Raw genomic sequence first — 12,859 nt, forward strand, 5'->3', positions numbered from 1 at the left:
TATGGCCCGATTCTCTGAGCGCTACGGGTATGTCGAGCCCCGTACCCTCATTCAGCGCGACGATCTCGATGTAGAGACAAGGATGGACGTATGGAACGTCCTGGTACTCCTGCAGACTGCATTCTCGGATCATGAAGACGAGGAAGCAGAGGAGTTTATGCTCGAACTGCTGTGGGTCTCGCATTACCGAAGGGCCCGTGATGAAGCTCCGAGCACTGTCGGTATATGGCGAACTATCAAAAGTTCGATTCTCGAAAAATCATTCTTCCATTGCATGGACACCATTGAAGCGGTGCTTGAGCGCCTCAATGCGGTCGATCGTGCATGGGCGCCAAATTGGGAACACGTGATCGTGGAGGCCATCAACGGGCGTTTCGAACGAAATCTCGTGGGATACCGCCTAAGCGGTGGCCAGCTAGTGCCGTTCGACCGTCAAGAAGAGATGGCAGCAGTGGCCGATGCTTTAGACGCGGCTGGACCGGGATCAAGCGCTGCTCATGAGCATCTACGCCAGTCGCTCGCTCTACTTGCAAACCGAGAGAGGCCTGATTACCGGAACTCCATCAAGGAAGCTATTTCTGCCGTGGAGTCAGTGGCGCGTTCAATCACTGGAGCCTCGACTTTGGGCACTGCAATCAAAGCCCTACCCGGCGCAGGGATGCCCATGCACCGAGCTTTGCTGTCGGCATGGTCCTCAATGTACGGGTGGACATCGGACGCTGGCGGTCTCAGGCATGGCAACGAAGAGATCTCACATGCTGATCAAGCCTTGGCTAAATACGTATTGGTCACTTGCTCTGCATTTGTGACGCTTCTCCTCGACGCGAGTCGAAAGGGTGAAGCTCAGACGGCGTGAGGCCATCAAGCACTGAGGCGCTGTACTTTGTCAAGCTGTCACGAGGGCAGCATCGGGCTCACCGGAAGACGGTGACCGACTTGATGTCCTCAGCGTCTTCCGCGTCGATTTGCTCGAAAGGGTCGCCCCTGTCTACCGCGCTTTCCTCTGGCTCGATCGGCCGCGGCGCATTCTCGTCGAGGGTAAGTCGCTCGACCTGCTCAATGTAGCGAGGAGGGGCCAGTGCTACGGTCGCGAGGATCAGTCGATCGTGACGCGCCCCGACAAGATCGACCTCGAAGCCGTGGGTCTGGAACTCGGCGTATGCAGCCTTCCGGGTCTGAAGCCGAACCGAGAACTTTAGCGCTCCCGAGACCACGAGGCCCTCACCCTCCATCGCGAGTGCGACGAGCTACTCAAACGCTTCCGTTGAACCTCCCAGCAGCGAAGAAGTCGTCACGCTAGTGAAGGTTTCGACACTGCGGTGAATGCCACGCCGGCAGTCGACTGGGCGAGATGCACCATCCGACGCGTATTCGGGCGGAATGCGGCTGGCCGTATGACGCTCTTGCCGAGCGTTCCGGTGTGACGAGACGTACCCTGATCTCGATCGAGACTGGGTCCACACGGGGAGCGCTCGACTCCTGGTTCCGCATCGCCGAGGCGTTCGAGATGCCGCTCGGCGAACTGCTGTCGCCTCCAGGGACGGATGACTAGCTTCTGGTCTGCCGCCGGCCTGCCGGCTCGGCACCGGATCGTCTGAGTCTGTCGGTGAGGGCCGGTACCCTCCAGCCATGACCATTCCAATTGCCAGCGGCTTCTGGTCTTACGTGCACAAAGATGACGACGCGTCCCATGGCCGAATCGCTCAGCTTGCACGCGACATCGTCGCTGAGTACGAAATGCAGACCGCCGAGAGCATCCAGCTCTTTCTCGATCGTGACGACTTGGATTGGGGGGATGCTTGGCGTGAAGTCATTGATGAAGCGCTCGCGTCAGTCGCGTTCTTCGTGCCCGTGGTCACTCCGCGCTTTTTCAAGAGCGTCGAGTGCAGACGTGAGCTGACTCAATTCGCGAAGCGAGCGTCTGCCCTCGGAGTCAAAGAACTCATCATGCCTATCCTTTGGATCGACGTGCCTGACCTCGCGGATTCCGACAAGCGCGATGATGTGATGGACATGATCGTTGACTTCCAGTGGGAGCCGTGGATCGAATTGCGGCACGCCCCTCGGGAGTCGTCGGAGTATACGAGAGCAGTAGCGAAGCTCGTGGCCCGGCTCGTGAAGGCGAACGCGGCGGCCGACCAAGTTGACCTTGCGCAGGCAGCGGTGTCCGAGGAGGACGCCGATGGGGACGAGGACCTCGGGATCATCGAGCAGCTCGCCGAGATGGAATTGTCGATGCCGGTATGGACCCAAGCTGTCGAGTCGATTTCCGCCGATATCGAAGCCCTTGGTGCTGTAGCGGTGGATGGCACGACGGAGCTCAACGCGGGGGGCCCTCAGACGAAGTCGTTTGCGGGCCGCTTGACTCTGCTTAGAAACATCGCAAAGCGCCTGCAGGAGCCCGCCGACTCCCTGGAGTCTCACGGCGAGGAGTTCACGACGAATCTCGCAGCGGTCGATCGAGGCGTCCGTCTAATCATCGCTAGGGCTGACGAAGAAGTCGAAGATGATCCCGAGACACGAGAAGCGTTCGAGGACTACTTCGACAGCCTACGCCGGCTTGACACTGAATCCCAGCAGACAGCGACGACTACAGAGGGATTCATCGAGTCAGTATTGCCGCTTCGCAAGCTGTCGCGAGACATGAAGCGGCCTGTTCAGACCATTCAGAACGGCCTAGTTCACACGCGGGAAGGAGTCGACGTCATTCACGGATGGGTCGAGCAGATCGACGCCTTGGGCTGGGAACGATCCGAGCAGGCGGGTGACGACGAGACCGGATAGGGGATCTTCGCCCGTGCCACGGCCGCAATGTCCATGCGACGATCGTTCTTGCGCGGCCTGTCGGAACCCATCCCCCGAATCGGTCGAACGCGGCTCACCGCCAACGCCACTCGGCAGGTTCGGCGGGTTGCTCGTACCGGTCCCGAGGCTTTGCCGGCAGGTGAGCAGTCTCAAGCGAGCTGTCCCAAGGCGTCCTGGCGGATCCGTTGCCGCCGCGGTCACACGTCGAGTTCTGGCCGGCGTTCGGAGGTGAGCCGTTCGGCGGAGTCCCGCCGGAGTGCATGGAATCGCACCACCCGCGGGTCCATTCGCAACAGCCTTCGAAGCCCTCGCCGACGACCATTGGGCCGGTCGGTTGCGGAGATTCCGGACCGTTCGATCCCCAGCCGGTTGAGGCCACCACTGCCTGCAGGTCGATCTGGGGGCGGCCGAGCATCGATACTGCCTGGTCTTGTTCCGTGGTTTCCGGGCCGTCGATCATAGCGATGTTGCCCTACGCCTGGGCGCGGGCGTCGAGACCCCTGCCGCGGCCTGAAACCCTCTCGCCTGCGGCTCCTTCGACAGTCGGAGGCGGGCTTCCTCGAGGGTGCCCAGCATCCGTGCTCCAAGAGCCTGCCTTCGCGCTTTCGCATCGGTCGCTTGCGCCACTGCAGCAGCCACGGTCTGCTGGCGGTCGAATCTGAGTCCGGCTTGCTTGGCGACGTTGGAGACGGTGAACGCAGCCACCCCTACGGACCGGGCAATTCCGTTCCGTCCAACACCCTCTTCGACCATCGCGACGATGCTGCGGCGCTTGGCCTCATCGAGTGCCACCGAACGCTCCTGCCGCGGTCTCGTAGGGCGTCCCGCCGAAGTCCAGGTTGGCCCCGACCTCGCGGACCGCCTGCTCAATGGGGTAGTCGTCGTGCGGCGTCTCGGCCAGGGTGGCCCTCCACTCATCTGGATCGGCGTTGTGGAGCAGCGCTGAGGCGTCAGCGATGATCGGTGGCGAGTCGACGCCCGTCCCACGAACGAGCCCCATGCGTTGGCGAGCGCGGCGGTCTGCTGCGCGGCGACCGCCGAGAGGGCGATCTTTCGCGCAGCGCGGCCAGACGGCGCACGGCCAGCGCTCCGATCTCGGCGATGGCGTCTTCCGGCTCCGGCGAGGTGGTGACGAGGCGCGTCGGCATCTGGTCGACAATGGCGGCCAAGGTCTCGCGGTCGGCTGATTCGATCAACTTGGCGAGGTTCTGGCCAGCGTTGAGACGTACTTCGACCTTTGCCCACTCGTTGCTGGTCACCGCTACGGCGTCGGCGTTGGCCGGACGGAGGCTCCGGAGGGCGTCCGCGGCCTTTTCCTCAACCGCCGATCGGTCGGTGACTGCGGGACCAGGCATCGCCTGCGCGAGGGTCTCCCGCGCGGACTCGAACAGCTTGGCGCGTTCGTCGTGGACCGCCCGGCGGTGCCAGTCAGTGTTGTCTCACGCGACGGCTGCGCGTTCGGCTGTTCGGAACGCGAGGTGGGCATCGGCGTACGTACTCATTAATGTGTTTCCTGCCGTTGTCAGGCTGCAAGGTGGAAGTCCAAACGGGGAAACTTTGTGACGGGGGACCGTTGCCGCAGGAGCGTACTCATGACACGACTCAATGACCCCGCGGTAGCCCGAGAGGCGAAGGTGCGTCGTCCCCGATCTTGCTCACAGCGGTCGGCAGGTGAACCTTCGACATGGTGCCGCCGGTGGTCGCCGACGTCGCCGTACCCTCGGCAGCGTTCCGGAGCAGACCACCGGGGTTCACCGGCTGGCCACTCACCGCGTAGTTCGCGACATTCTCGGCCGCACCTTCTGCTGCGTTCTTGACCAGCTGCTTGCCGATCAGGGCTCCGGCGCCACCGCCGACGGCACCGAAGGCCCCGCCCACGGCGACTTGCCCCCAGTTCACCTCGCCGGCGGTGGCCTTCTGGATGATGGTGCCGGCACCGGCTCTGATGAGCATCGCGCCGACTGGACCGCAGCGTGAAATGCCAGAGGACGGCATGCGTGCCGAGGGGAGACGGACGGGAGGCCCGTGGCGGATCCGCCGTGGGCCTCCCGTCCGCCTTCCGGTTGGGTCTATGACACCGCAGCCTGCACCTGACGCTGCACGCGACCGAGCATGCCCACCATGCCGCGGATCCGCAGCGGACTGACCGCCTCGGACAGCCCGATCGTCAGCGGGTAGTCCGCCGGCACGGCGAGCACCTGCGCTGCCGTCAGGCCGCTCAGGCCCTGCGCGAGGATCGACGCGAAGCCGCGCGTGGTCGGCGCCTCGCGCGGGGCGGTCGCGTGCATGCGGACGACGTCGGGGGCGTCGCCGTCCTCGCCCACGGTCACCGTGATGAACACGGGGGACTGGCACTCCTCGACCCGTTCGAGTTCGTCCTCGTGCCCCTGCAGCCGTTCGGGCAACGCGGGCAGCTCGTTCGAGAACTCGAGGAGGAGCTGCAGACGGTCCTTCTGGCCCAGGGCGAGGAAGTCGTCGCGGATCTCGGCGAGGGTGGCGGGGAGGGTGGCCTCGGTGCTGTCGTTCATCGGTTCGGAACTGTACCCGGCTCCGCGCCCTGCACGATCGGGACGCGGACGGCGCTGCCCCACTCGGTCCACGAGCCGTCGTAGTTGCGGACGCTGTCGTAGCCGAGCAGGTGCTGCAGGACGAACCAGGTGTGGCTCGACCGCTCGCCGATGCGGCAGTACGCGATGACCTCGTCGGCGTCGCCGATGCCGGCGCCCTCGCGGTAGATGGCGTCGAGTTCCGAGCGCGGCTTGAAGGTGCCGTCCGGTGCGGCGGCGGTCGCCCACGGGATGTTCACCGCGGTGGGGACGTGGCCGCCGCGCAGCGCTCCTTCTTCCGGGTAGTCGGGCGCGGTGGTGCGGGAACCGTCGTACTCGCCCGGGCTGCGCACGTCGATGAGGGGCTTGCCGAGGTGGGCCAGCACGTCGTCCTTGTATGCACGGATCTCGGTGTCGATCCGGTCCACGACCGGGTACTCGGCCGGCGTGACGACGGTCTCGTCGGTGGTGAGGGCGCGCTCCTCGGCGATCCACTTCGCACGGCCGCCGTCGAGCAGGCGGACGTCCTCGTGGCCGAACAGCGAGAAGACCCAGAGGGCGTACGCGGCCCACCAGTTGTTCTTGTCGCCGTAGAGCACGACGGTGGTCTCGCGGCCGATGCCCTTGCCGCCGAGCAGTTCGGCGAACGCCTCGCCGTCGATGTAGTCGCGCTGCACCGGGTCGTTGAGGTCGGTGTGCCAGTCGATCTTGACGGCGCCGGGGACGTGGCCCGTCTCGTAGAGCAGGACGTCCTCGTCGGACTCGACGACGACCAGGTCGGGGGTGTGGGCGTCCAGCTGTTCCTGCAGCCACTCGGTGGAGACGAGACGCTCCGGGTGGGCGTAGGCGGTGAACTTCTCGGACGGGTCGACCGGTGCGGTCATGGTGGGCTACCTCCAGGTGGTCATCCGGCACCGGACTAGGATCGGTCGTCGGTGCCTGTGGGCAACGGTACGCGGACGTCCCGTGCCCCAGTCGCAACGTGACACCGCACGACTTGCTTCCCGGAAGGCCCACTCGATTGCCAGCGCACCTCGTCGACCGTGACCCCCAGGTGACCCCGCAGCAGATGGCCGCGGCACTCGTGCCACCGCCCCAGTTCGCGGACGCCTCGTTCGACTCGTACCGCCCGGACCCGGACTACGCCTCGCAGGCCGATGTGCGCGACGCCGTCGCCGCGTTCGTCGCGGCCGGTCCGACCGAGGCGCCACGTCGCGGGCTGTTCGGCCGCCGCAAGCAGTCGGTCGAGCCCGCTGCGAAGTCGGGCGTCTACCTGGACGGCGGGTTCGGTGTCGGCAAGACCCACCTGCTCGCCGCTGCGTACCACGCGGCCTCCGGGCGGAAGACGTTCGGCACGTTCATCGAGTACACGGCCCTGGTCGGCGCGCTCGGGTTCCAGGGCACGGTCGACCTGCTGCGCGGGACCGCGCTGGTCTGCATCGACGAGTTCGAGCTCGACGACCCGGGCGACACCATGGTCATGACCCGTCTGATCAAGGAGCTGACCGAGACCGGCACCCGGTTCGCCGCCACCTCGAACACGCCTCCGGGCGCGCTCGGCGAGGGACGGTTCGCGGCGCAGGACTTCCTGCGCGAGATCCAGGCGATGTCCGACCGGTTCGACACCATGCGGATCGACGGGCTCGACTACCGCCGCCGAGCGGTCGACGAGTCGGCGGGTGTGGTGTCCGACGTGGCCGCGGCGCTGCCGGCCGGCACCGTCACGCTCGACGACTTCTCGGCCGTGGTCGCGCACCTCGGCTCGGTGCACCCGTCGAAGTACGTCGCGCTCGTCGAGGACCTCGACGCCGTGGGGCTCACCGACGTCCGCGCGTTCACGGACCAGACCGACGCGCTGCGGTGGGTGGCGCTGGTCGACCGGCTGTACGACGCCCAGGTCCGGATCGTGGCCTCGGGCACGCCGCTCGACCAGGTGTACCCCGACGCCATGCTCGACGGCGGCTACCGCAAGAAGTACCTGCGCGCAGCGAGCCGTGTCGTGGCCCTGAGCCGCGCCCAGGACTGACGCCCACCACCAGGGCCATCCGCTGACCGGTCGGTGCACCCCCTGTCCAGGGGGCATCGGTCCGCGCGAAACACGACGTTTACAAACCGCGCCGTCGCGTTACATCCGCGAAACACATCGTGCCCCCTCGTGAAACGTCACCTCGCCAGACTCGGTGACACCCGAGGCGGTCCAAGAGCCGCTCGTGCAATCGAGAGGTGAACAGATGCTTGATCAGGGCAACACGACGTTCGTGTTGGTCATGGCGGCGCTGGTGTTGTTCATGACACCCGGCCTGGCCTTCTTCTACGGCGGCTTGGTGAAGGCCAAGTCCGTCATCAGCATGATGATGATGTCGTTCGGTGCGATCGCACTCGTGAGCGTCCTGTGGGTGCTCTACGGCTACGCGATCGCCTTCGCCAACCACGGTGACGGCACGGCGGTCTCCGGTGTCGTCGGGTTCTTCAGCATCGACTGGAACCAGATCGGTCTCGGCCAGGCCTTCGAGGAGGCGCAGTCCTCGAACATCCAGGCGGCGTACCCGTCGATGGCGTTCGTCGGCTTCCAGGCCACCTTCGCGATCATCACCGTCGCGCTCATCTCCGGCGCCATCGCCGACCGCGCCAAGTTCGGCGCCTGGATGGTCTTCGCGGGCATCTGGGTCACCGTCGTCTACTTCCCGGTCGCCTCGTGGGTCTTCAACCTGACCTCGGGTTGGGCCGCCACGTGGGGCGTCATCGACTTCGCCGGTGGCACCGCGGTGCACATCAACGCCGGTGCAGCAGGTCTCGCCCTGGCGCTCGTCCTCGGCAAGCGCGTCGGCTTCGCCAAGGGCGCGCACAAGCCGCACAACCCGCCCTTCGTCCTGCTCGGTGCCGCCATCCTGTGGTTCGGATGGTTCGGCTTCAACGCCGGCTCCGAGGGCGCCGCTGACGGCATCGCCGCGATCGCCTGGGTCAACACCCTCGCTGCACCGGCCGCTGCCATCCTCGGCTGGCTGCTCGTCGAGAAGCTCAAGGACGGCAAGGCCACGTCGGTCGGCGCCGCCTCGGGTGCCGTCACCGGTCTCGTCGCGATCACCCCGGCCTGTGCCAACCTGACCCCGGGCTGGGGCATCCTGCTCGGCTTCGTCGCCGGCATCATCTGCTGCTTCGCCATCGACTGGAAGTACCGTCTCGGCTTCGACGACTCGCTCGACGTCGTCGGCGTCCACCTGGTCGGCGGCATCGTCGGCACGCTGTACCTCGGCTTCTTCGCCAACGACACCGGCCTGATCTACTCCGGTTCGTTCGAGCAGCTCGGCAAGCAGGCCACCGCGGCCCTGGCCGTCGGCGTCTACTCCTTCGTCCTGGCGTTCGTCATCGGCTTCCTCATCGAGAAGACGATCGGCTTCCGCGTCAAGACCGAGGACGAGGTCGCCGGCATCGACACCGCGGTCCACGGTGAAGAGGGCTACGTCCTCTACGAGCAGACCGACGACTCGCCGGTCTCGGTCCGCTAGCCAGCGGACACCAGCACCGCCAGCACCACCCGCACGACGACGGGCCCCGCGCACACAGCAAGCGCGGGGCCCGTCGTCGTGCGGTCCTGCGTCCGTCGGCTGTCGGCTGTCGGCTGTCGTCTGTCGGCTGTCGTCTGGCGTCTGGCAGGGTTGCGGGCATGACGACGACGTCCGCACTGACCAACCTGCGCGCGGTCGGGGGACCGGGCCTGCAGGACGCCCGACCCCGCACCGTGTACCGCGCGAACACCGAACGCGTCGGTGCCGACGCCTACCCGCAAGGTCTCGCGGCCGTGGTCGACCTGCGTCGTGACGACGAGGTCGCCCGCGTCCCGCACCCGCTCGGCACCGCCGACGGCTACCGGCTCGTCCCGCTGTTCGACCCGTCGACCGTCGAGTCCGGCGCCCAGGCCGTGCAGCTCGAGGAGCAGTACACCGACTGGCTCGAGCGCCACCGCACCGGGATCGCCGCAGCGTTCCGCGCCATCGCCCGGTCCGACGGTGACGTACTCGTCTGCTGCTCCGCCGGCAAGGACCGCACCGGCGTCGTCAGCGGACTGCTCACCCGACTCTGGGGCGCGTCGATCGAGGCCGTCGGCGACGACTACGCCGCCAGCGCTGCCGGGCTGGCGGACCGGTTCGCCGCGGAGCGTGCGGTCAGCACCGACCCCGAGGCCACCGCCGTCGCGCAGCGGTGCGTGCCGGAGACCATGACCACCGTGGTCCGGCACGTCGAGGCGCGCTGGGGCAGCGTCGCCGCGTACCTGCGCTGGGCGGGACTGACGGACGCGGAGATCGCGGCGCTCTGACGGGCGGGCGTCGTCCTGTCGGCTCACCACGTGCGGTGGTCGCAACGGCGGACGGGAGGCACGGTGCGCGTCCGACGCGCACCGTGCCTCCCGTCCGTGGCCCTGATCGCGGGCCGTGGTTCCGGCCCGTTCCGTCAGCTCACCAGGCGTAGTCCTCCGGTGAGGTCTGGTGCCCCGGGAAGATCTCGTCGAGCCGGTCCAGCGCACGCTGGTCGAGGCGGATGTCGACGGCGCGGACCGCGGACTCCCACTGCTCCATCGTGCGGGGGCCGGTGATCGGCGCGGTCACACCGGGCTGGTGGAGGAGCCACGCGAGGGCGAGCTCGCCCGGCGTGTGGCCGAGCTCCTGGGCGAACGACTCGTAGGCCGTGAGCTGGTCACGGTGCCCCTCGACGTACTCGGCGCTCCGACCCGACAGACGGCGGGAGCCGTTCTCGGTCTTCTCGATGACACCACCGAGCAGACCGCCCTGCAGCGGCGACCACGGGATGACACCGAGGCCGTACTCGCGGGCGGCGGGCAGGACCTCGCGCTCGATGTCACGCACCACGAGGTTGTAGATCGACTGCTCGCTCACCAGGCCGAAGGTGTGGCGGCGCTTCGCGGCCTCCTGCGCCTGGGCGATGTGCCAGCCGGCGAAGTTCGACGACCCGACGTACAGGACCTTGCCCTGCTGCACGGCGACGTCGATCGCCTGCCAGATCTCGTCCCACGGGGTCGCACGGTCGACGTGGTGGAACTGGTACAGGTCGATGTGGTCCGTCTGCAGACGCTGCAGGCTGGCATCGAGCGACTGGCGGATGTTGAACGCGCTGAGCTTGCCGCCGTTCGGCCAGTCGATCATGTCGCCGTAGACCTTGGTCGCCAGGACCGTCTTCTCGCGACGGCCGCCGCCCTTCGCGAACCAGCGGCCGATGATCTCCTCGGTGGCACCCTTGCCCACCGAGCCGCCGTAGCCGTTGGCGGTGTCGAAGAAGTTGACGCCGAGCTCGTGGGCCCGGTCCATGATGGCGTGCGAGTCGTCTTCAGTGGTCTCCGGGCCGAAGTTCATCGTGCCGAGCACTGCTCGTGAAACCGACAGCCCTGTCCGTCCGAGGTGTGTGTAGTCCATGGGTCCGGTCTACGCGCTCCGAGGGGCACCCTGCCAGGCCCTGGGAGTACCGGTTCTGCATGCTGGGTCGTTGTGGTGCTGCATGCCTTCGGGGGCATGTTCTGGTTCGGGGGAGGAGTACCGTGACGACGGTGAACACCCCAGCACTCCGTGGCAGCCGGATCCTCGGGTTCGGTCACCACCAGCCCGAACGCATCCTGACCAACGACGAACTCTCGATCATGGTCGACACCAACGACGAGTGGATCCGCACCCGGACCGGGATCCAGACCCGCCACATCGCCGGTCCGGACGACAGCGTCACGTCGATGGCGATCGAAGCGGGCAGCAACGCCCTCGCCGACGCCGGCGTGTCGCCCTCGGCCGTCGGACTCGTCATCGTCGCCTCCACCACGCACCAGGACCGTGCGCCCTACACCGCCGGTCGGGTCGCCGCCGCGCTCGGGATGACGAACGGCCCAGCGCCCATCGACATCAACACCGCGTGCAGCGGGTTCGAGTACGCACTCGCCCTCGCCGACCAGTCGATCCGCGTCGGGTCAACCGACGTCGCGCTCGTCATCGGGTCCGAGACCCTCTCCGCCATCGCCGACTGGACCGACCGGTCGACGTGCGTGCTCGTCGGCGACGGGGCCGGAGCCGCCGTGCTCGGCGCCACTGACGTCCCCGAGATCGGGCCCGTTTCGTGGGGCAGCGTGCCACACCTGCTCGACGCGGTGCGGGTCGAGGGGTCTCCCGGCCGGTTCAACCAGGAGGGCCGATCGATCTACCGCTGGGCCATCACCGAGGCCGAGGGGCACGCCCGCAAGGTCGTCGAGGCCGCCGGGCTCACCATGGACGACATCGAGGTGTTCGCGTTCCACCAGGCGAACCTGCGGATCATCGAGCCGCTCGTCACCGCACTCGGCGGGGAGTCGAAGTTCGTCATCCGCGACGTCGTCGAGTCCGGCAACACCTCGGCCGCCAGCGTTCCGCTCGGGTTGTCGAAGGCGTGGGCGCGTGGCGACCTGCCCGAGGGCGTCCCCGCGTTGCTGTTCGGCTTCGGCGGCGGGTTCGCGCACGCCGGGCAGGTCGTCAGGACGCCGGTGCGGTCGTTCTGATCGGGCCTCGGTCGTTCTGATCGGGCCTGCTGCCCGGCTCAGCGCTCGGGCGTCTCCGACCAGAGGTCCTCGTCCTTTGCCGAGCCTCGGCGCCAGCCGAGATGCTTGGGCTGCTTGGGCTCCTTCGGCTGCTTGTCCTTTGGCTGCTTGTCCTTCGGCTGTTTCTCCGGCTTCGCGGGCTTGGGCTCGAGCACGATCGGGAAGTGGGCCGACGGCGGCCCGAACCCGGTCCGCGAGGCCTGGATGACCTTCCGCCCGAGCGCGTGGTTGCCGAGCCCGCCGACGGCGGCGCCGATCCCGAACGGCAGTGCACGGCCGAGCACCGACGTCCCCTGACGCACTGCGAACCGCTTGATGAACTGGTCGCGGACTTGCCCGCCGAGGCCGTTCACGACCTGCTTCGGCAGGGACGAGGTCACCATCTCGCCCCAGAACGCCGTGCGCGCTTGACCGCCGGCGATCTGCCCGCCGAGTTGCTTGATGAGCTGTGTGCCCGGAGCGCCGAGGATCATCGCCATCACCAGGGTCCGTGCCCGTTCGGGGTCGTCCAGGGCGATGCCGTGGACCTCGGTCACCGACTGGGCGAACAGCGCGGTCGTCTCGAGGAAACCGACCGTCTCCGCGCCGCTCAGTCCGAGGGCGGCCACCATCCCGACGCCGGGGATGACCGCACTTGCACCGACCGCTGCGCCACCGGTGGTGACCGCGGCGAGGTACTGCCGCTCGAGGATCTGGATGACCTCGGCGGGGGTGGCGTCCGGCTTGCGTCGGCGGATCGCGTTGACGTGCGCCACGACCACCGGGCGCTGGACGCTGATGGCACGGTCGAGCCACTTGACCCACCCGCCGGGTTGTTGCGGCTGCGGGGTTCGGGAGTCGTCGGGCATGGGGGAGACCTGGGCGTTCGGCAGCGGCACGATCGCCTGGTCCTTCGGGGAGCGGGCCATGCGCTCACCGTACGCCGGACATGTGGGAGGCTCGC

Annotated in this window: 15 protein-coding genes; 7 read left to right on the forward strand and 8 right to left on the reverse strand. The window is 67.4% G+C overall.

The annotated features are described in order from the left end of the window. Window position 1 precedes the first annotated feature (1 nt). The gene (locus tag OGL88_RS13350; protein WP_263091694.1) at window positions 2-856 is read left to right on the forward strand and encodes an AbiJ-NTD4 domain-containing protein; all 855 of its coding nucleotides are present in this window, start codon (window positions 2-4) and stop codon (window positions 854-856) included. A 58-nt stretch (window positions 857-914) separates the two neighbouring features. Here the strand turns inward: OGL88_RS13350 and OGL88_RS13355 are convergent, their stop codons facing one another. After that, the gene (locus OGL88_RS13355; protein ID WP_263091695.1) at window positions 915-1,214 is read right to left on the reverse strand and encodes a hypothetical protein; all 300 of its coding nucleotides are present in this window, start codon (window positions 1,212-1,214) and stop codon (window positions 915-917) included. Window positions 1,215-1,351: 137 nt separating this feature from the next. Between OGL88_RS13355 and OGL88_RS13360 the strand changes: the two genes are divergently transcribed. Beyond that, window positions 1,352-1,552 (forward strand): helix-turn-helix transcriptional regulator, encoded by a 201-nt coding sequence (locus OGL88_RS13360; protein WP_263091696.1) that lies wholly within the window; start codon window positions 1,352-1,354, stop codon window positions 1,550-1,552. 77 nt (window positions 1,553-1,629) lie between these two features. Next, window positions 1,630-2,784 carry a toll/interleukin-1 receptor domain-containing protein gene (locus OGL88_RS13365; RefSeq protein WP_263091697.1) on the forward strand — a complete coding sequence of 385 codons (1,155 nt, stop codon included), beginning with the start codon at window positions 1,630-1,632 and terminating at the stop codon, window positions 2,782-2,784. A gap of 477 nt (window positions 2,785-3,261) precedes the next feature. Here the strand turns inward: OGL88_RS13365 and OGL88_RS13370 are convergent, their stop codons facing one another. The 5 genes from OGL88_RS13370 to OGL88_RS13390 form a co-directional block, all read right to left on the reverse strand. Then, complete coding sequence (locus OGL88_RS13370) at window positions 3,262-3,597, reverse strand: hypothetical protein (RefSeq protein WP_263091698.1); 336 nt, start codon at window positions 3,595-3,597, stop codon at window positions 3,262-3,264. Between the two features lie 158 nt (window positions 3,598-3,755). After that, window positions 3,756-4,064 (reverse strand): hypothetical protein, encoded by a 309-nt coding sequence (locus tag OGL88_RS13375; protein WP_263091699.1) that lies wholly within the window; start codon window positions 4,062-4,064, stop codon window positions 3,756-3,758. A 343-nt stretch (window positions 4,065-4,407) separates the two neighbouring features. Beyond that, a complete protein-coding gene (locus tag OGL88_RS13380) occupies window positions 4,408-4,758 on the reverse strand; it encodes a hypothetical protein (RefSeq protein WP_263091700.1) in 351 nt (116 codons plus the stop codon). A 116-nt stretch (window positions 4,759-4,874) separates the two neighbouring features. Then, the gene (locus OGL88_RS13385; RefSeq protein ID WP_111086363.1) at window positions 4,875-5,333 is read right to left on the reverse strand and encodes a SufE family protein; all 459 of its coding nucleotides are present in this window, start codon (window positions 5,331-5,333) and stop codon (window positions 4,875-4,877) included. Beyond that, entirely contained in the window at window positions 5,330-6,235 is a 906-nt protein-coding gene (locus OGL88_RS13390) for a sulfurtransferase (protein WP_263091701.1), read from the reverse strand. The genes OGL88_RS13385 and OGL88_RS13390 overlap by 4 nt, the downstream gene beginning before the upstream one ends. A gap of 185 nt (window positions 6,236-6,420) precedes the next feature. On the opposite strand from OGL88_RS13390, the gene zapE reads away from it, so the two are divergent. From zapE to OGL88_RS13405, 3 genes are all read left to right on the forward strand, one after another. Then, complete coding sequence (zapE, locus tag OGL88_RS13395) at window positions 6,421-7,377, forward strand: cell division protein ZapE (RefSeq protein ID WP_263091721.1); 957 nt, start codon at window positions 6,421-6,423, stop codon at window positions 7,375-7,377. 205 nt (window positions 7,378-7,582) lie between these two features. Next, window positions 7,583-8,857, forward strand: a complete 1,275-nt coding sequence (locus OGL88_RS13400; protein WP_263091702.1) for an ammonium transporter — start codon at window positions 7,583-7,585, stop codon at window positions 8,855-8,857. A gap of 158 nt (window positions 8,858-9,015) precedes the next feature. Then, window positions 9,016-9,666, forward strand: a complete 651-nt coding sequence (locus tag OGL88_RS13405) for a tyrosine-protein phosphatase (protein ID WP_263091703.1) — start codon at window positions 9,016-9,018, stop codon at window positions 9,664-9,666. Window positions 9,667-9,805: 139 nt separating this feature from the next. Here OGL88_RS13405 and OGL88_RS13410 read toward each other — a convergent pair whose 3' ends face one another. Next, a complete protein-coding gene (locus tag OGL88_RS13410) occupies window positions 9,806-10,777 on the reverse strand; it encodes an aldo/keto reductase (RefSeq protein ID WP_263091704.1) in 972 nt (323 codons plus the stop codon). A gap of 131 nt (window positions 10,778-10,908) precedes the next feature. Between OGL88_RS13410 and OGL88_RS13415 the strand changes: the two genes are divergently transcribed. Next, a complete protein-coding gene (locus OGL88_RS13415) occupies window positions 10,909-11,877 on the forward strand; it encodes a beta-ketoacyl-ACP synthase 3 (protein ID WP_263091705.1) in 969 nt (322 codons plus the stop codon). A 38-nt stretch (window positions 11,878-11,915) separates the two neighbouring features. Here the strand turns inward: OGL88_RS13415 and OGL88_RS13420 are convergent, their stop codons facing one another. After that, window positions 11,916-12,824 (reverse strand): hypothetical protein, encoded by a 909-nt coding sequence (locus OGL88_RS13420; protein WP_263091706.1) that lies wholly within the window; start codon window positions 12,822-12,824, stop codon window positions 11,916-11,918. Window positions 12,825-12,859 lie beyond the last annotated feature (35 nt).

Origin of the sequence: Curtobacterium sp. RIT-PI-V, from assembly GCF_025642935.1 — a bacterium.
Lineage (GTDB): Bacteria > Actinomycetota > Actinomycetes > Actinomycetales > Microbacteriaceae > Curtobacterium.

Coding starts and splice junctions, on each gene's coding strand:
- zapE (WP_263091721.1), top strand. CDS start 6,421: ATGGCCGCGGCACTCGTGCCACCGCCCCAGTTCGCGGACGCCTCGTTC.
- OGL88_RS13390 (WP_263091701.1), bottom strand. CDS start 6,235: ATGACCGCACCGGTCGACCCGTCCGAGAAGTTCACCGCCTACGCCCAC.
- OGL88_RS13420 (WP_263091706.1), bottom strand. CDS start 12,824: ATGGCCCGCTCCCCGAAGGACCAGGCGATCGTGCCGCTGCCGAACGCC.
- OGL88_RS13350 (WP_263091694.1), top strand. CDS start 2: ATGGCCCGATTCTCTGAGCGCTACGGGTATGTCGAGCCCCGTACCCTC.
- OGL88_RS13405 (WP_263091703.1), top strand. CDS start 9,016: ATGACGACGACGTCCGCACTGACCAACCTGCGCGCGGTCGGGGGACCG.
- OGL88_RS13360 (WP_263091696.1), top strand. CDS start 1,352: ATGCACCATCCGACGCGTATTCGGGCGGAATGCGGCTGGCCGTATGAC.
- OGL88_RS13400 (WP_263091702.1), top strand. CDS start 7,583: ATGCTTGATCAGGGCAACACGACGTTCGTGTTGGTCATGGCGGCGCTG.
- OGL88_RS13385 (WP_111086363.1), bottom strand. CDS start 5,333: ATGAACGACAGCACCGAGGCCACCCTCCCCGCCACCCTCGCCGAGATC.
- OGL88_RS13380 (WP_263091700.1), bottom strand. CDS start 4,758: ATGCTCATCAGAGCCGGTGCCGGCACCATCATCCAGAAGGCCACCGCC.
- OGL88_RS13365 (WP_263091697.1), top strand. CDS start 1,630: ATGACCATTCCAATTGCCAGCGGCTTCTGGTCTTACGTGCACAAAGAT.
- OGL88_RS13410 (WP_263091704.1), bottom strand. CDS start 10,777: ATGGACTACACACACCTCGGACGGACAGGGCTGTCGGTTTCACGAGCA.